Origin of the sequence: Brevibacterium picturae, assembly GCF_900105045.1 — a bacterium.
Classification (GTDB): Bacteria; Actinomycetota; Actinomycetes; order Actinomycetales; family Brevibacteriaceae; genus Brevibacterium; species Brevibacterium picturae.
The window spans coordinates 3,104,872-3,122,872 of sequence record NZ_LT629739.1; the positions used below are offsets into that span (position 1 = coordinate 3,104,872).

An 18,001-nucleotide genomic window follows, 5' to 3' on the forward strand; every position below is an offset into this window, starting at 1 on the left:
AGTGTTCGCGCGAAGGTGGCCGGTGCCCCTGCCGAGGCGACCAGCGGCTAGCATTGTGCCAGGCCACTCACCGGAGGGCCGTGTGGACGAGAGGATCGTGGTGCCCGGGTGGGATTCAAAGGCCAGCTGGTGTGCATGCTCTTCCCCGGCGGACTCCTCATCGTCATCGGCGCATCTTTGCGGGACGTCCTGCCCGGCCTCGGGCTGCCGCTGGCGATGCTCGGCTTCCTGCTTCTCATCGCGTGGCCGATCTTCACGATCACCGTTCACGTCCGGCACGAACGCAGGCTCAAGCGTCAGCAGAAACGCGACTCAGAGTCGGTTGCCCTCACACAGGCACGAATCCCATCTGAGGACCTGAGCGTCAGGGACCCGTTGCACACATTCGTCACCACTGTCGAGACTCTGATCCTGATGTTCGGGCTGCCGGTGGCATTCCTCGGCGGTTTGGGCGTCTTCTGCCTGGTCACCGCCGGCGATGATCCCAACCAGAAGGTCCTCAAGGCTGCCATCGGTGTCGGGTCTTTGGGCCTCCTCGGCGGCTACCTGCTCATCCTCCTGCGCGGACGGAGCCAGCAGACGCTGAGGATCATCGGCGTCGCTGTGGCTGTGTTCGGTCTCGCCGGTCTCGTCGCAGTCGCCTCCGTGCTGGTCAGCGAGGGTGTTACCAGCGTCGGCGACATTGTCATGGCGATCGCCGGTGTGGTCATGACGGCTGCCGGAACCTGGTTGGCGATCACTGGGCGCAACACCGTCAAACGCCGGGACTGACCCTTGGCGAGGGGCACTGCCCAAGTCTCTCCGTCTTGCCCCACCCTGCCTGGTCGGCGATTCTGTAGGCTGGGTCCATCATGACGGAGAGACTGAAACTTCACAACGACGGTGGACGGACCCGTGACGTCGCCGAGGCGGGTCAACCTGGCGAGGACGAGTTCCGTGTCGATATCGAGCGGATCCGTTTCTCCCCCTTCTTCTCACGGCTGGCGGCGGTGACTCAGGTCATCCCGCAGGCGGGCTCGGGCACAGTCATCCACAACCGGTTGACGCATTCGCTCAAGGTCTCCGCCGTGGCCAGGTCGATCGCCATCACCTTGAATAACTCCGACGAACGCACGCAAACGCTGCTGAGCGAACTCGGCGGATGCGATCCGGTGGTGGTTCAGGCTGCCGCCGCAGCCCACGATCTGGGCCACCCTCCGTTCGGCCACCTCGGCGAGAAAGAGCTCGATCGTGTGGCGCGCACGGTGCTGCACCTGCCCGACGGTTTCGAGGGCAATGCCCAGACCTTCCGCATCCTCACAGCGCTCGACAGCTGTGACGCCACCGCGCGTGGACTCAATCTGACCCGGGCGGTCAAGGCTGCGGTCCTCAAATATCCGTGGGCGCGCAGCGATTGGACGCAGCAGCAGCGGCTGAGTTCGGCCGAGATGCCGCGGGGCGTCGGCGATGAAGTGTCGCAGGGAGCGATGAAGTTCTCCGCGTACATGCCTGAGATTGCGGAGATGCACGATGCGCTGTCGGCGTTTCCGCGCATCGGTGGGTATCAGCAGACCCTGGAGTGTTCGGTCATGGATGTCGCCGATGACATCGCCTACGCGGTCCATGACCTCGACGACTTCTACCGGTCCAACGTCCTCCAGTACACCAGTGTGTCTGCGGAGATGGGGCGGTGGCTCAGTGACTGCCGTGAGCTCGGCCGGTTGGACAATGCGGAGTTGGATCGGCGCCGGCCCGGTCATGCTCTGGAGTCGATGTGGCGTCACATTCAGGAGAAGGATCCGTGGATTGCCGACGAGGATGCGTTCCGCCAGTCGGTCCAGCGCGTCAACCGGGATCTTGTCGAGGGTCTGCTGGCTGTGCCCTATGACGGGGGGCTGGAGGCAGACCGGGCCGTCACTGCGTTCACTCGGAGGTGGATCGACCGGCTCAAGGCCTCCATCGTCGTTGACGACGAACCGCATGTCCGCAGCGGACACGTGCGCCTGTCCGATGCCACCTGGCATGACGTGGTGGTGCTGAAGTTCGTCCACTCTCGGTTCGTCCTCGAACGCTCCGACCTGGCCGTGTATCAGCGCGGGCAGACGCGGATCATCGCCTCCTTGGTGGAAGGGTTCCACGAGTGGCTGCGCGACCCAGACGAGGCGACTCGGATTCCCCGGCGTCTGCTTGACTCCGTGGAAGCCGCCACGCAGGAATATCGGGAGCTCTATGACAGGGATCCGGACAGCCTCGGCGAGGAGGGCGCCAGTGCGATCATCCGGCTGGGACGTGCCCGGGCGGTCGTGGACTACATCGCGTCCTTCACCGATGCGCAGGCCATGTCCGTCAATGCCCTGATCACCGGTGCCTCGGAAGAACCGTGGGAGGCCGGACGCGGACTGTGACCGCGTGAGCTCTGCGTCGGTGTGAAGGCTTCTTGGTCTGTCCACCGGAATGGGCGGTCCGAGGCCTGCCGACGGTTTCCGTCAGACATTTCAGGCAGACGAAAGGCGGGGTCGGAGTTTTCACTCCGACCCCGCCTTTACTGCGGTATCAGCCGCTCAGACGTTCATGAGACGTCAGTCTCAGAGGCCTGCACGGTGACGGCGCGTCAGGTAGATCGCAGCTCCACCGCCGGCGATGAGCAGAGCAGCGAGGCCGCCCATTGCCCAGGTGCCGGTGGCACCGGTGCGGGGCAGGTCGCCACCGTCAGCAGCAGCCGATGCATTGGCATCATCGCTGGCGTTCGCGTCGTTGTCGGCATTCGCCGATGCGTTGGCATCGTCGTTGCTGGCAGCGGCAGCGTTGGCATCATCGGTGGCAGCAGCGGAGTCATCCGCGTTGGCCGAAGCATTCACGTCTGCGTTGGCAGCCGAGGAATCGTCGGCATCAGCAGTTGCCGAAGCCGAGTCGTCGGCATCAGCCGAGGCGTTTGCTTCGTCGTTGGCAGCAGCCGAGTCGTCTGCATCAGCGGTAGCCGAGGCTGAGTCATCAGCATCTGCGGTGGCTGCTGCGGAATCGTCTGCATCAGCGGAGGCCGAGTCATCGGCATCAGCGGAGGCCGAGTCATCGGCATCAGCGGAAGCGGAGTCATCTGCATCTGCATCGTCGCCCGGTGCTTCGTCAGCCGCGGTCGCACGGACCGAGGAGGAGGCCAGGTTGATGTCAGCAACTGCGTCTGCAGCCTGAGGTGCTGCCTGAGCACCGTTGGCTGCGGGCACGCCGCCCGGCAGGAGCTCGAGGCTGACGGCGTTCACGGTGAAGCCATCTTCGTCGGTGCCCTTGACGTTGCTGTCTTCAGCGGGGTCCTTCATTGTGGGCTGCTCGTTGATCGTGAGATCGACGACCTTGTTGAGGCCCTCGAAGACAGGATCGAGACCGGAGAGGATCGGATCGACGGCGTCGGTGAGTCCGCCGGTGACCTGATCAGCGGTGGAGTTCAGGATTTCGCCGATGATCGGCTCGGTGACTCCCAGGAGACCTTCGAGCAGGGGACCGGTGATCGAGTTGATCAGGTCGCCGAGTTCGATTCCGGCGACGTCGAGATCAGTTGAGATTTCCGGATCGCCCTCGCCGGTGCCGGCGAGCTGGCCGAGGGTGGCGTCGATGTCGATCTTGCCGTTAGCCGGGATGCCCGCTACCGAACCTTCGGCAGGCAGGGAGATCTTGGCGTGAGCGTCGTTGAGCGCATCCTTGAGGGTCTCATTGAACTTACCGCTCAGGGCCCCGAGGGCATCGGCTACTGCGTCGGTGATCTTTCCGATGGTCTCGGAGGTCAGCACCTGGGTGTTGGGATCGAGGCTGTTGAGGTCCTCCCCGTTCTCACCCTTGACGACCTTGGCGAGGTCGATCTTGATGTCGCCGTTCTTGAGGTCGATCGAGACGATTCCTGCTTCGTCCTCGAGCTTCTCGTTGACGACGTTCTCGACGACGCTGTTGAGAGCGTCCTGAGTCTCAACGCTGACGGTGGTTTCTTCGCCGCCGAGCTTGAGGTTGGCAACGCCGGTGTTGATGTCGATGCCGGCCTTGCCCAGTTTGTCGGCGAGGCCCTCTTCGGCGATGACGTCTTCGAGTGCGCCACCGGCACCGTCGACGACCTCGTTGAGGGAGTCGGAGAGTCCGCCGACTGCGGGGCTGGAGAGCGTGAGGACTCCGTCAGCCACAGCGTATTCGGAGGAGGCGTCGCCTGATCCCTTTGCCTCGGCAGTCGATGCAACGGCGCCCAGTGACAGGGAGAGCTCGTCGACGATGTTGTCGGTGACTCCGTCGAGACCGGCCTGGCCCAGCACCTGGGTGAGGTCGACTTCGGCGTTTCCGTAGTCTCCGTTGTTGATGTCGTCGATGTTGAGCGCGCCATCCTTGCCGACTGCGCCGGCACTGGCCTTGGCGCTGTCTGCTGACGGTGCGTAACCGTAGGAGTTGAGTGCGCCTGCCTCGCCGAGCTTGAGGAGTCCGTCGCCGTCAGGCTGGCTGACGATCGGGAGGGAGACACCATTGCCGAGGTCAAGACCGATTGCGTTCAGCGCTTCTGCGTTGAGAGGAGTCTTGGCTTCCTCCGGATTGCTGGGGAAGCTGCTGTATGCGCCAGCGGCATCGACGAGCTGCTCGTCGAGGAGATCCGACTGGACCAGCTGGCCAAGCGCCTCAGCATCTTCGTTCGGGTCCTGCTCGATGGCTGCTGCGCTGGGTGACGTGACCATCACGGTGAGTCCCAGAGCGGTGACTGCGGCTGCGCCACCAACCGCGATCTTACGCACGGGCGTCTGCCCGTTACGGAGCTTCTTCATACTTCTCCACTTCCATTTGTGAGGATCGACCGTCGGTAGTTGCTTGCAAGGTTCCATGATGATTTCCGGCCGAACGAAATTCACCCTACAAGGTCATTGACAAATAATGCGAAAGTAATGTGAAACATAACGAAGACGTAACGGGGAGAACGTGTTCGCAGGGGTCGGCCGGGAAGATGAATGATGGGTGAACCTCGTCGAGAGCTGTCGCTGAGAGCATTTTTGGTGTAGGTGGGGCCGTTCCCCGTGATGGTGGGGATCGCGCTCGGTGCGCCCTTCACGGGCAGGAACCCTTTTGTCTCAAAGCGTGGAACGACGATACTTTTGGTCGAACTAAAGTCCCTCGTCTCTGGCCCGAGTCACGGTACGTAATATGACGAGATTGTCACAGGGGGCGTGTCGTTAATTACCTGTGAGTAACGAATAATTGCAGGTCAGGAACGTAAAACGGCGGGGTCGGAGTTGTCACTCCGACCCCGCCGCTCAGGCTCTCAGCTCAGTGGCTGAGTGTCTTGTGTATCAGTGCTGACCGGCCGAGGCGCGGTAGCGGCGTGTTCCGAAGACCACCGCTGCACCGCCTGCGATGAGCAGGGCTGCGAAGCCGACCATGGTCAGGGCGCCGTCGGCACCTGTCCGTGGCAGATCTCCGCCGTCGCTGCTGCCCGAGGCGTTCGTGCTGGCACCGGCCGAGGCGGCCGAAGCGTTCGCCTGGCTCGAGGAGCTGGCCGAGGACTCGGAGTCCGATGAAGCGGACTGATCGGAATCTGCGGAAGCAGATGCCTGGTCAGCGTCATCATCCGACGAAGCGTTGGCTTCTGCACCATCAGCGGATGCAGCACCTTCCGGATCGGCGTCAGCAGACGCCGAGGCTTCTGCTTCGGCACCGTCGACGTCAGCTTCAGCTTCCGCTCCGTCCGCATCTGCCGCGGCAGTGGTGTCGGCGGTGGAGTCGTCGGCTTCTGCGGCGGAGTCAGCTTCTGCTCCGTCGGCGTCGGCTGCTGCTTCGGCCGAAGCGTCGTTGGACGAATCTGCGTTCGAGGCAACTGCAGCTGCTGCTGCCGCGTTGGCGTTTGCCGCTGCAGAGGTGTCTGCGTTGGCCTCTTCGGTGGCGTCGGCCATTGCTGCTGCCTCTGCTGCTGTGGTTGCCGAGGCGTTGGTCTCGGTGGTCGCATCAGCTGAGGTGTCGGAAGTTGCATCTTCAGTTGCTGCGGATTCTGCTGCCGCTTCCGCGGAGGCGTCCGCAGCTGCTGATGCTGTGGTCTCGGCGTCAGCTGTAGCGGCTGCCTGAGCAGCTGCCTCTGCAACGGCATTGTCGTTGTTGTCAGCGTCTGCCGAAGCCGATGCCGAGGCCGAAGCATTGGCGTTCACATCAGATTCGTTCGACGCGTCAGCCACTGCCGAGTCATCAGCATCAGCCGCGGCGGTGGCCGAGGCTGCCGAAGACGAATCGGCGTTCGACGCAACGCTGGCGGCTGCTGCCGGATCAGCGTCTGCCGCAGCAGTGGCGTCTGCATTGGTTGCGTCGGTGTTGTCAGCGTTGGACGCTGCCTCTGCTGCTGTGGTTGCCGAGGCGTTGGTCTCGGTGGTCGCATCAGCGGAGGTTTCCGAGGATGCATCCTCGGTTGCTGCTGACTCAGCTGCGGCTTCTGCCGAGGCGTCGGCTGCTGCTGTTTCGTCCGTGCTGGCATCGGCCTGGGCTGCAGCCTGAGCTGCTACCTGTGCCGAAGCGTTGGAGTCATCGTCAGCGTCTGCCGAGGCTGCTGCCGAAGCTGCAGCGTTGGTGTTCGCATCTTCGTCGCCTGGCTCTTCTGGTGCTTCAGCGGTCGCGCGGACCGAAGAAGAGGCGAGGTTGACGTCGACCGCTTCAGCAGCCGGGAGCAGTTCAAGGCTGACAGCACTGACGGTGAAGCCAGGACCGTTGTTGCCCTTGACCTGGCTTTCCTGGTCCTTCAGCGTCGGCTGCTCGTTGATCGTCAGATCGACGACCTGGTTAAGTCCTTCGAACAGGGGGTCGAGGCTGGTGAGGATCGGATCGACGATGTCGGTGACGCCGGTGGAAAGCTCTTCGACGGTCGCCGTGAGGATTCCGCCGATGAGGGGCTCGGTGATGGCGAGCAACTGAGTAAGCAGTGGCTCTGTGATTTCGGTCAACAATTCGCCGAGTGGCAGTCCTGCGACACTGAGATCGCTGGAGATCTCCGGATCGCCTTCGCCGGTTCCGGCGAGCTGTCCGAGGGTGGCGTCGACGGTTACGGATCCGGTCGCCAGGGTGGCTCCGGCCAGTGTGGCGTTGGCAGGCAGATCGATCACGAGATGCACGTCGTTGAGAGCATCTGTCAGGGTTTCCGTGACCTTGCCGCTCAGTTCGCCCAGGGCGTCGGCCACTGCGGTTGTAATCTTCGAGATGGTGTCCGAAGTCAGGACCTGGGTGTTCGGGTCGAGACCGTTGAGGTCTTCACCGTTTCCACCCTCAACAATTTTTGCGAGATCGATTTGGATGTCGCCGGTCTCGAGGTCGATCGAGACGATGCCCGATTCGTCTTCAAGCTTTTCGTTGATGACGTTTTCGACGACGCTGTTGAGGGCGTCGCGGACGTCAACGGACACGGTGGTGTCTTCTCCGCCTATGTTGATGGAGGCGACCAACGGAATATCGACATTGACGCCGATGGCGGCCAAGTCATTGACCAGGCCCTCGTCGCCGATGGCCTCTTCAAGCGTTGCGCCGGTGCCGTCGACTACTTCGGTGAGCGCACCCGAGATCTCTCCAACCGCAGGGCTGGAAACAGTCAGAATGCCGTCGGCTACAACGTACTCGGAGTTGTCGGCTTCGCCGTTGCTGTCAGCGGTAGAGGCGATTGCCCCGAGCTCCAGGCTGAGTTCGTCGACGATCTGGTCGGTGATTCCATCCAGGCCGAGCTGGCCGAGAACGGAGGTCAGGTCGACCTTGGCGTTGCCGAAGTCTCCATTGTTGATCTCATCGAGGTTGAGAGCACCGTCGGAACCGACTGCGCCAGCACTAGCCTTGGCCTCGTTGTATGCCGGGGCATGGCCGTAAGCATTGAGCGCTCCCGCCTCGCCGAGATCCAGCAGACCGTCTCCGCCTTCTTCGCCGATCAGGGGAATATCCAGGCCGGGCAGTTCAATCCCGAGAGTCTGGAGAGCTTCGAGGTTGAGCGGAGTGGTGTCCGCTTCTTCGCTCGAAGGGGAGCTGCTGTAAGCAGATAGAGCTTCGACGGCCTGCGCATCAAGCAGATCAGCATCGATGAGCTGACCGAATGCTTCGGCGTCTTCGTTGGGGTTCTGTTCTTCGGCGGACCCTGGTGACGTCGTCATCAGGGTGAGCCCTAGCGCTGTAGCGGCGGCAACGCCTCCGACAGCAATTTTACGACCGGTAGATTGCCGGCCTCGGAGCATCTTCATGGTTCTCCACATCGTTTGAAACTTGTACATCCGCTGGATGGAAACAGGCAGTCTCCTGGCAGATCCCTCACAACAATACGTAGTCACGAAAAAGTAATCACAAAATCACGGATAAAGTTATGATCTCGTTACACTCGCAAAGAGGAGATCTTCAGCGGATTCATGAAGATTCTGCAGGAGGAAACTGAGCTGGATTCGATAGTTCTGTAGTTCCAGATCAGGGAATCCTCTGAGTCTAGCTGCCTTCTGGCCTGCGGTTACGGGTGTCGTGCGAGATCAGGGCATTGTCTGTGGGCGCTGCTGGGCGTGCTGATTTTGATACGTAGCGTTGTATGCGACGCAAGAAAGTTCCCGGGAATCGCCGCGGGATAGTCATTCGTTGGTCACTACGTCGGTGACTGTTCGGTAATTGAAATCATGACAAATTTGTGGGGAACGAGACCAGACCGCGACATGTCGGACGAACTGCGGCCATTCCGTGATCAAGCAGACCGCTCGTGAACTTGAAGAACGCTGGTAGTTGGCTGCTTGCGCGGTGCAAAGGGCCGAAATAGTGTCAAAGTATCCGCAGCAGCAGACGAAGGGTTGAAGTGTGGGCGTGAGGAAGCGTTTCGCCGTCATCGGCGCGGGGATCATCGGCTCGGCCGTGGCCCGCGGGCTGATCCGGAAATACGACGGTGCCGACGTCACCTTGTATGAGAAGGAAGATCATCCGGCCGCCCACCAGACCGGACACAACTCCGGTGTCGTCCACGCGGGCCTCTACTATGAGCCCGGAAGTCTCAAAGCCCGGCTCTGCCGTCGAGGAGTCTCACTGCTCCTCGACTTCGCCCGCGAGCACAATGTTGCCTATGAGGAGTGCGGAAAGGTCGTCGTCGCGACCAACGACCCTGAAGTGGAAAGGCTGCATGGAATCCACGCTCGCGCCCGAGCCAACGAGGTCCCTGACGTTGCACTCCTGGACCGAGACGGGCTCGTCGAAGTCGAACCGAATGCCGAGGGCATCGCCGCGCTGCACTCACCCCACACCGGAATCATCGACTACCGCGGCCTGACCGAAGCCCTCGTCGCAGACTTCCGCCGGTCTGGAGGCCGCGTCCGTTTCTCCACCGGGGTGAGGAGGATTGAACAACGAAGCGGAGCCAAGGGCAGTTCGGCCATCGTGCACTCAAGCGTCGACTCACAGGAATACGACCAGGTCATCGTCTGCGCCGGGCTGCAGGCCGATCGGCTGGCCGCACGTTCGGGAGAGGCGAAGAACCCGACGGTGGTGCCGTTCTTCGGTCAGTACTACATCCTCGAGCCGCGCTTCAACGACGACGTCAACGGACTCATCTATCCCGTCCCGGACCCGAAGTACCCATTCCTCGGCGTGCACGTGACCCGACGCATCGACGGCGGGCTCATGATCGGGCCCAATGCCTTCCTGTCTTTCTCCCGTGAAGGTTACAAGGGCCTTGGCCTCAACATATCGGACTCGCTGACCGTGGCCACGGATCCCGGATTCTGGAGATTCGCCGCCGGCAACATGGCAACGGCTGCTCGCGAGATCGCAGGCATGCTCTCCAGTAAGAAGTTCGTCGCCGAGGCGGCCCGCTACGTTCCCTCTCTCGACGGTGCCGACGGGCACCGTGCCACCCGCGGAATTCGTGCCCAAGCGATGAATCGGGACGGAACCCTGGTCGATGACTTTGTCATCGATCGTGCGGGAGCCACGATGTTCGTGCGGAACGCACCCTCGCCCGGGGCCACCTCGGCGCTGGCGATTGCCGAACATCTCATCGACACCGCCGCTCGCACCTGAGCTGCGTTCGTCTGCTGCGAAAGGGGCACGAACATCGAAACGCCCCACCTGCCGGAGAAGCAGATGGGGCGAGGGATCTGATCAGTTCAGATCATCGGGTCACCGAGGTGTACGCGTCTCGGCGCTGATGAACCAGGCCTGCTGTTCGAGCTGTGCCATGTACTCGTGGAAGAGGTCCGCCGTCGTCGGATCGGCGGAGTCGACCTCGTCATGGCAATTCCTCATCGTTGCCACTGTGGTCTCAACAATCCTGACCATGTGGTCGATGGCGTCATGAGTGGTGATCTCACCCTCGGGGAACTCGGGCAGCCTGGTCTGTTCGGCGACGACTGCGGGCCTGCCGTCCGGCGAGGCGTGGAGAGCACGCATCCTCTCTGCCATGGTGTCGCTGCCGGCGCGGGCGATGCTCACCACCTCGTCGAGGTTGAGGTGGAGATCGCGGAAGTTCGGACCCACGATATTCCAGTGCGCCTGCTTGGCGGTGAGGCTGAGGGCGATGAAATCGACCAGCACACCTTGCAGATTTTTCGTCAGAGCATCAGAGGCAACGAAACCCTGTTCGGCGTTCTCTCTCTGCGTCTTCTCTGAGCCGTGGGGTTGGGGAACATTGACTGACTGTGCCATGAATCTTGCTCCAATCTCTCCGGAACTCGGAGTAGATGTTCACCATAACGCTCCAACCGGGCAACTGTAAGGCCCCCATCGGCCAATCCTGACCCCCTGGACGGAGAAAGCGCGGCTGGGCGAGGGAACTTCTTCACAGACATTGCCACGGAGCAGCGAGGAGATTCGCGGTATGAAGTCTGACTTGGCTGACAGTCCTGCAGGGGTGCACCAGCGCGCGAGACAGGGCGGATATGTCCGACTCCTTCGCGGATATGTCCGACTATGATGGGCAACGGATTGACTCAACACGAGGGAAGAAGGATCGACGATGATCGGCACCTTGAACACCACCGCTTTGGACTGTCCGTCGCCCGTGGAAAATGCCAAGTTCTATCAAGCGCTCCTCGGCGGCTACGTCTCTCCAGAAGAAGAGGCCGATTGGGTCAATCTGTTCGAGCCGTCGGGGAGGAAGATCTTGTCGTTTCAGAGAGCGGAGAACTATATTGCCCCGACCTGGCCGGACAATACCGTTCCTCTGCAGGTGCACATCGACATCCGCGTCGAATCCTATGACGATGCCGAACCAGCTGTGCTGGCGGCCGGCGGGGAACTAATCGACGATTCCAGTGCTCACCCGGACTTCCGCGTCTATTCCGACCCGATCGGTCGGCCGTTCTGCCTCGTGCTCGAATGAGCTAGAGAGCTCGAATCCTCGTAGCGTTTCCGGAGGGCCGTCAGCAGCAGCGCCAACGCTCGCCGCCAGTGAGTGACTCGGCGACAGCCAGGCGGACGCTATGCTGGCTGCACAGAGCCGCTAGGCTGGCGGCGATCGCGGCAGCGTTGTCCTCATGCACCTCGTAGCCGGGGATCGACACCCGAGTCTCAGGAACTCTTGCTGGTGGCTCGGTTGCTCTCCTTCTCAAGCGCGTCGACGAGCTGCTTCTTGGTCATCGTCGATCGACCGGAGATGTCGAGTTTCTTCGCTTCCTTGTACAGATGGTCCTTCGAGGCCTTCGCATCGACACCATCTGCGGTCTTGCGGTTCGTGTTCTTGCCGCCGGCGCTCTGTGCGTCAGACGGACCGGAGGACTTCTTCGGCTTCCAACTGTCACCGACCTTCTCGTACGTGTGCTTCAGCGCGTCATAGGCGACCTGGTGGGCACGCTTCTCATCGTCGTACTCTTCCATCGCAGAGTCGTAGGCCTTGGCGAAAGTGCGCTGAGCCTTCTGATCCGACTTCTTCAGCGTGGACGGCAGTTCTGACTGTTTGGGCTTACCTGATGCAGTGGTTTTCGGCACGATGACCACATCTCCTCACGCGTGTGGAGGTCACGGTTGTCGCCAGGATAGCCCAGAAGCACGATCACCGTAAGAGTGGTTCAGCTTCCACCCGGGGTGTTTACAAGCACTGGGATAGGTGCAAGTCTGAGGTAAGCGCTCGTATGTGCGGCATCGACGAAGAACGGAGCTGATTGGGCCACCGTGAATCGACCGAGGCGAGGGTCGAGTATTCTCCCTGGTCGCCCAGCCGATTGTGTACTTCCCGCGATCGTCGGCAGATGCCGACGAGGACAGATGAGGAGCTGATGATGAACCTCGAAAATTTGCGCACCGTATATGACAATCAGGGGCCCTTCGCCACCATCTATCTGGAAGGACGCTCTCCCGCTGCCGATGCCGAGAAGCAGGTGCGGCTGCGGTGGGACGAACTCCGTGAGAACTTGGCGAACGCCGGTGCGGCGGACGAGCTCCTGGCCCTCCTCGACGACGCGTTGATCGTTGACGACATCACCGAGGTCCAGACCGATGGTCGAATCCTCGTTGCCAATGCAGACGGGATCGTCCTCGACGAGCACTGGGACGCTGCACTCGGCACAGGCGACATTGCACACTATGGGAGGGTTCCTGAGCTGGGTGCCTATCTCCGCGAAGGAGTTCGCCTCGTCGATGTTGTCCTCATCATCGCCGACCAGGAAGGCGCGACCATCCGTGAGCTGCGGGTGTCACCTCAGCATGAGGCGAAGCAGCACGATGAGTCGCTCGTCAGCGGCGATAACGATGAGGATATTCACGCGCCTCGTGAAGGGGCGATGTCGCACAATCAGATCCGGCGTCGTGCCGATGAGATCATCAAAGACAACGCTCGCGCAGTTGCTGACCACGTTGATGCGATCGTTCGGGCCCGTGTCCCGGATCTCGTCGTCGTTGCCGGCGAGGTCCAGGGCCGAACTGCCGTGAAGGCCGAGCTTTCGACCAGGGTCAACGAGCTTCTGGAAGAGACCTCGCAGGGAGGCACGGACGACGACGCTGCGGAGGAGGCGCTCTATGACGCCTTGAAGTCGCTGGCCTCCGACCATGTGCAGGCGAAACAGAGCGAACAGACAGAGAACCTGTCCTACAGCAAGGCCCACGACCTCGCCGTGGAAGGGCAGAAGAAGGTCTCGCAAGCCGTTTCGCGCGGGGCTGTGGCGACCGTGCTCCTCAACTACGATGTCGGATCCGACGGTGAGGGCCCGATCCTGGCCGAGGCTGTTCTCTCCTCAGCCGAGGTCGGCCTCGTCGACGGTGACGTCGCAGACGGAATAGCGGCGATCCTGCGCTACGACGCCGCAACGGCCCTGGCGGACTGACCAGCGGCTGGCTGCATTCCCGCATCCGACGGTGCCCACATACATCGTCGGGTGCGGGAAATCGCGTTGAGGCGATCGACCTCGGCGGGTCCCTGACTGACGGGCAAATCCCGAACGTTCAGCCGTTGTCTGCGACGTAGACGCGTGAGCGTAATCGTTGGGCGTGGGTGATGTTCTTGACGTCGACATCACTGTCGAATGTCGATCCCAGGGCACCGGCGACAACGCCCATCGCGGCACTGAGCCAAGCGATGTCCAGATAGTTGGTGAACTCCGCTCGCGGCCGATGGATGATCTGGGCCATGAATTCCGGGTCGATGACGATGAGGCTGGCGACCAGAATGCCCGCGACAAGCAGGATATAGAGTGCCCCCACGCAGATGACCAGGGTGAGGACGGTCGACAGGTTGTAGTAGAACACGACCTGGACGAGTCGTTTCCTGGATGGCCTGTCCCAGAGGCCGTTGACGGTCAGCAGCCACCCGACCATCACCGCGATCGAGATGAGTCCGATGGAGATCAGGCGCGCCGTCGACAGGTGGTGCGACATCTGCCAGATTGAGCTGTAGAAGATGCCGAACGCACCGGTGGCCGACGCCGCAGCCAGGGCGCGCGAGAGTTTTCGCGCCATGCGCAGTGGTTCGTTGGCCATGGTCATTCCGAGTACGAGCCGGGTGCCGCCGGTGAACGAGTGGGCGTGCAGGGTGCGGCGTCCGGAATCGGTTCGGGCGGACCACTGGCCCCGCTTCGGCAGGCTGTGCTGCGGAGCGGTGTGACCGTCGGGCAGCAGCTGATTCGCGCAGCTCATGAAGATTCTGAGCAGGCGACGCCTGGAAGTCACCGCGCCGAGGGTCGGATTCGAGACCACGGCGATTCTTCTGTCCGGCAGAACCTCGGCGATCAGGGGCTTGTCTTGGGTGTGTCGGGGGATGTCTGTGAGCATGATGACGAAATCGGCGCTGGGGTAGCCGCTGACGACGGAATCGATCGTCGACATCTCCAATTGGTGGTCGGCTTGGACCCTGATGGTTTCGGAAACCGAGTCGACATGGACGTCTGCAACGAAGCTCTGCCTCAGCAGCTCTTCGAATCGGTCCTTGATCGAGGTGACCCGGCGGCTCGGTGGGCCGGGATCAGCGATGAGGAGCAGATGCATCGCAAAGGGTGCTTTCGTCCATGGTGTCCTTCACGGGTGAGGTAACGGGCCAATCGCCGACATTCCCACTCTCGCAGTGATCACGGCGTTTGAACAGCGACTGTCCCGACTTCGAGCAACTCCACACCGGGCATTCAGTGTGTCTTGACAATGCGGTGAGTCCACGATGCATCGAGTGAGCTGCGGCCTGGAGAAATCGCTTGTCCGGATGGAGGCGACACGGAGCGGGTCGCGTATTCTGATGTGGGGATGACGCAGGGTATCGTCAGCTGCGACAGCACGAGTGAAGGAGTAGACGGCACATGAGCGTTCTAGTGACCGGAGGAGCCGGCTACATCGGCTCCCACGTAGTGCGGCTGCTGGCCGAACGCGGCGATGACGTACTCATCGTCGACGACCTCTCCACCGGGATCGAGGACCGAGTCACCGGTCTGCCCATCGTCAACCTGGACCTTTCCGCTTCCGACGCCGAGGACCGTCTCGTCGCCGCGATCGAGGACCACTCGGTCGATTCGATCATCCACTTCGCTGCGAAGAAGCAGGTGGGGGAGTCCGTCGAGCAGCCCATCATGTATTATCGCCAGAACATCGGCGGACTCACGAACGTCCTCGCCGCCGTCGAACGCACCGGCATCGAATCCCTCGTCTTCTCCTCCTCGGCCGCGACTTACGGCATGCCCGACGTCGCCATGGTCAAAGAAAACGTCGACTGCCAGCCGATCAACCCCTACGGTCAGACGAAGCTCATCGGCGAATGGATGATAGACAATGCGATCACCTCGGCGAGCATGCGGGGGCAGAAGTTCAACGCGGTGAAGCTGCGCTACTTCAACGTCGCCGGAGCTGGTTGGCCTGAGCTCGCCGACACCGCGGTAATGAACCTCATCCCGATCGTCCTCGGCCGCATCGCCGACGGTAAGGCCCCCATCGTCTTCGGCGATGACTACGACACTGCAGACGGCACATGTGTGCGTGACTACGTCCACGTCAAGGACCTGGCCGAAGCGCACATCGCCGCGCTGGACTACATGAAGTCCGGCGCCACCTCGGAGACGGTATTCAACGTGGGCACCGGCACCGGGGCATCGGTGAAGGAAGTCATCGACGCCATCGCCGAGGCGACTGGGCGTGACATCGTGCCCGAAATGGGCGAGCGTCGTGCCGGTGACCCGCCAGCGCTCGTCGCCGACGTCTCCCGCATCGGCGCGCTGTTGAGCTGGAAGGCCGAATACGATCTCGACGAAATCGTGCGCAGCGCCGTCGAAGCCGCGGGAATGCTTCCGGAGGAGTAGCTGCGTCCGCGGTGCAGGCTTCGATCTCCGCAGCTGATGCCACAATTAACAGACGTTCATACTACGATGTGTAGAAGAACAGTCTGTGCCGTGCGGCAGAAGGTGGGAGAAGGTCGGATATGCGGAAGATCGTGCTGGCAGGATTGGCTCTTGTTCTGGCTGTGAGCGGATGCTCGACAGGGGCTTCGGAGCCCGAACAACCAGCGGAACGAACGGCCGCTGCGGACCTGCTGTCCCAGCACGGACTCAGCGATATGGACGTCTCCGAGGTCATCGACCATCTCGACCGTGTTCCCGCAGCCGAGAGGTCGAAGTCCCTCATGGCCTCGGTCCGAACCGATCAGCTGCTGCTCACGGATGAGTCGGGAGACGTGGCTCTGGACCTGCCCGAAGGCAAGAGCTATATCTCGATCGCCCCATTCGTCGACCAGACGCACGAGTGCTTCTTTCACAGTCTGACGACCTGCCTCGGTGAGATGGGCGATGAACCCGTGGAGGTCACGATTACCGACTCCGCGACTGGAGAAGATGTCATCGATGAGAAGACAAGAACATTCGACAACGGCTTCGTCGGGTTCTGGGTGCCTCGGGGCATCTCGGGAACCATTGAGATTTCGTCCGACAGTCAGTCCGGGTCGACTGACTTCTCGACGAAGCACGACGGCGCCACCTGCATCACCGACCTCCAACTGAGCTGATTTGGTCGATGGCGGCTGAGCCGACTCACGTCGAGGTGGTGGCCGCCGGGGCGAGGACGACTTCGCCCACGCTGGGCAGAGCACACCTTATTCGGGCCTCCGCTTTGTGCTGAAGGCTGGCGAACTCCGCCAGCGAATACGCTCCGGCGGTGGTGACGACGGCGTGGACGTGGAGGCGGTGTCCGATCCAGCGCACCTGCAGCCGTGAAACCTCAACGATCTGCGGAATCCCTTCAATCGCCTCGGCGGCTCGTGCCGTCAGGGTGGGGTCGATCCCGTCGAGAAGGCGCTGCCCGATGTCCTTGGCGGTGGTGATGAGGAGAATGACGATCGCCAGGGAGATGAGGATTCCGACCGCGGGGTCGGCCCAGGGCAGACCGAGCCACACTCCGATGACTCCGGCGACGACGGCGAGCGAGGTCAGTCCGTCGGTTCGCGCGTGGATGCCGTCGGCAACGAGCGCTGCCGATCCGATTCTCCGGCCGACTCGGATCCGATAGACAGCGACGAACTCGTTGCCGAGGAAACCGATGATTCCGGCCGCAAGCACCCATCCCGTGTGGTCAATCGTGCGTGGTTCGACGAGGCGATTGATCGATTCGACGCCGGCGAGGGCGGCGGAGGCCGCGATCATCACCACGATGAACAGGCCGGCCAGATCCTCGGTTCGACCCAGCCCGTAGGTGAATCTCTTCGTCGGAAGTCGGCGTGAGAGCGTGAACGCGATCCACAGCGGGATGGCCGTCAGCGCATCGGCGAAGTTGTGGATGGTGTCAGCGAGCAGCGCCACCGACCCGCTGATCGCGACGACGGTGACCTGCAGTGCGGCGGTGGTGAGGAGGGCGATCAGGGAGATTTTTACGGCTCTGATCCCCTGTGAGCTCGCTTCGAGTGCATCGTCGATCGAGTCGCTGGCATCGTGGCTGTGCGGAACGAACATGCCGTAGATGACGCCTTTGAGTCCGCTCGGATGATGGTGATCGTGGCTGTGCTGATGGCTGTGGCTGTTTGGGTGCTGCTCGGGGGCGGCCATGTCAGGGTCGTTCTGCACTGTCCGCGGCGTGGTGGTGGGTGCGTCCTACGGTGTGCTCGGCCTGCTCGATGGCGTCGACGACGAGTCGTCGAGCGTGCTCATCGGTGAGCCGGTAGAAGACCTTCGTCCCCTCGTGTCGCGTCGTGACCATCCGGGACATCCGCAAACGCGCCAGATGCTGCGAGACGGAGGTCGGGGATTTGTCGACGATGTCGGCGAGGTGATTGACCGAGAGCTCGTCATCGCGCAGCGCCAGGATGATCTTCACGCGGGTGGCATCGGCCAGGAGGCTGAAGACTTCGACGGCAAGATCGACGAACTCACTGTCAGGTGTGAGCGTGCATGACTTATTATCTGCGTACATACGAAGATAATAAGATAATCGCGTCGTGAGAGCAATGCAACAGGAGTGTGCGGAACTCGGCCCCGCTTCGGAGGGCGAATCCGGGCATCGAGTTCTCGCAGTCGGGGCAGGTGGGCTTCGACGGTGAATTCGGGGACCCAGCAGGGGCATTTGCGCAGAATCCAGATTGGGCAATATGTATGGGCCATAGGTGCAGGGAAGCCCGATACGTACAAGAAGCAGCCGCTGC

At 62.0% G+C, this 18,001-nt stretch carries 14 protein-coding genes; 7 read left to right on the forward strand and 7 right to left on the reverse strand.

Annotated elements, in window-relative coordinates; translation table 11 throughout:
- Nucleotides 1-108 precede the first annotated feature (108 nt).
- Nucleotides 109-771, forward strand: a complete 663-nt coding sequence (locus tag BLT92_RS14190; RefSeq protein ID WP_092106565.1) for a hypothetical protein — start codon at nt 109-111, stop codon at nt 769-771.
- Nucleotides 772-851: 80 nt separating this feature from the next.
- On the forward strand, nt 852-2,384 hold the full coding sequence (locus tag BLT92_RS14195) for a deoxyguanosinetriphosphate triphosphohydrolase family protein (protein WP_092106567.1): 1,533 nt from the start codon (nt 852-854) through the stop codon (nt 2,382-2,384).
- A gap of 180 nt (nt 2,385-2,564) precedes the next feature.
- On the opposite strand, the gene BLT92_RS14200 is transcribed toward BLT92_RS14195, so the two are convergent.
- Both BLT92_RS14200 and BLT92_RS14205 read right to left on the reverse strand, forming a co-directional pair.
- A complete protein-coding gene (locus BLT92_RS14200) occupies nt 2,565-4,766 on the reverse strand; it encodes a choice-of-anchor G family protein (RefSeq protein WP_092106569.1) in 2,202 nt (733 codons plus the stop codon).
- A gap of 519 nt (nt 4,767-5,285) precedes the next feature.
- Nucleotides 5,286-8,102: a choice-of-anchor G family protein gene (locus BLT92_RS14205; RefSeq protein WP_092106571.1), complete on the reverse strand. Its 2,817-nt coding sequence runs from the start codon at nt 8,100-8,102 to the stop codon at nt 5,286-5,288.
- 685 nt (nt 8,103-8,787) lie between these two features.
- On the opposite strand from BLT92_RS14205, the gene lhgO reads away from it, so the two are divergent.
- Entirely contained in the window at nt 8,788-9,993 is a 1,206-nt protein-coding gene (gene lhgO, locus BLT92_RS14210) for an L-2-hydroxyglutarate oxidase (RefSeq protein ID WP_407922860.1), read from the forward strand.
- Nucleotides 9,994-10,092: 99 nt separating this feature from the next.
- Here lhgO and BLT92_RS14215 read toward each other — a convergent pair whose 3' ends face one another.
- On the reverse strand, nt 10,093-10,617 hold the full coding sequence (locus BLT92_RS14215) for a Dps family protein (RefSeq protein ID WP_092106575.1): 525 nt from the start codon (nt 10,615-10,617) through the stop codon (nt 10,093-10,095).
- Between the two features lie 310 nt (nt 10,618-10,927).
- Here BLT92_RS14215 and BLT92_RS14220 point away from each other — a divergent pair, with 310 nt between their 5' ends.
- A complete protein-coding gene (locus BLT92_RS14220) occupies nt 10,928-11,293 on the forward strand; it encodes a VOC family protein (protein WP_092106577.1) in 366 nt (121 codons plus the stop codon).
- A gap of 188 nt (nt 11,294-11,481) precedes the next feature.
- On the opposite strand, the gene BLT92_RS14225 is transcribed toward BLT92_RS14220, so the two are convergent.
- Nucleotides 11,482-11,898, reverse strand: a complete 417-nt coding sequence (locus BLT92_RS14225) for a ChaB family protein (RefSeq protein ID WP_092109390.1) — start codon at nt 11,896-11,898, stop codon at nt 11,482-11,484.
- 260 nt (nt 11,899-12,158) lie between these two features.
- Between BLT92_RS14225 and BLT92_RS14230 the strand changes: the two genes are divergently transcribed.
- Nucleotides 12,159-13,229 carry a baeRF2 domain-containing protein gene (locus tag BLT92_RS14230; RefSeq protein ID WP_157691458.1) on the forward strand — a complete coding sequence of 357 codons (1,071 nt, stop codon included), beginning with the start codon at nt 12,159-12,161 and terminating at the stop codon, nt 13,227-13,229.
- Nucleotides 13,230-13,347: 118 nt separating this feature from the next.
- Here BLT92_RS14230 and BLT92_RS14235 read toward each other — a convergent pair whose 3' ends face one another.
- The gene (locus BLT92_RS14235) at nt 13,348-14,385 is read right to left on the reverse strand and encodes a hypothetical protein (RefSeq protein ID WP_092106581.1); all 1,038 of its coding nucleotides are present in this window, start codon (nt 14,383-14,385) and stop codon (nt 13,348-13,350) included.
- Nucleotides 14,386-14,687: 302 nt separating this feature from the next.
- Here BLT92_RS14235 and galE point away from each other — a divergent pair, with 302 nt between their 5' ends.
- Complete coding sequence (gene galE / locus BLT92_RS14240; protein ID WP_092106583.1) at nt 14,688-15,677, forward strand: UDP-glucose 4-epimerase GalE; 990 nt, start codon at nt 14,688-14,690, stop codon at nt 15,675-15,677.
- Nucleotides 15,678-15,796: 119 nt separating this feature from the next.
- Nucleotides 15,797-16,375, forward strand: coding sequence for a CueP family metal-binding protein (locus BLT92_RS14245; protein WP_092106585.1), 579 nt, complete (start codon nt 15,797-15,799; stop codon nt 16,373-16,375).
- 25 nt (nt 16,376-16,400) lie between these two features.
- Here BLT92_RS14245 and BLT92_RS14250 read toward each other — a convergent pair whose 3' ends face one another.
- Complete coding sequence (locus BLT92_RS14250; protein ID WP_092106587.1) at nt 16,401-17,408, reverse strand: cation diffusion facilitator family transporter; 1,008 nt, start codon at nt 17,406-17,408, stop codon at nt 16,401-16,403.
- A 1-nt stretch (nt 17,409) separates the two neighbouring features.
- A complete protein-coding gene (locus BLT92_RS14255) occupies nt 17,410-17,772 on the reverse strand; it encodes an ArsR/SmtB family transcription factor (protein WP_092106589.1) in 363 nt (120 codons plus the stop codon).
- Nucleotides 17,773-18,001: the final 229 nt, after the last annotated feature.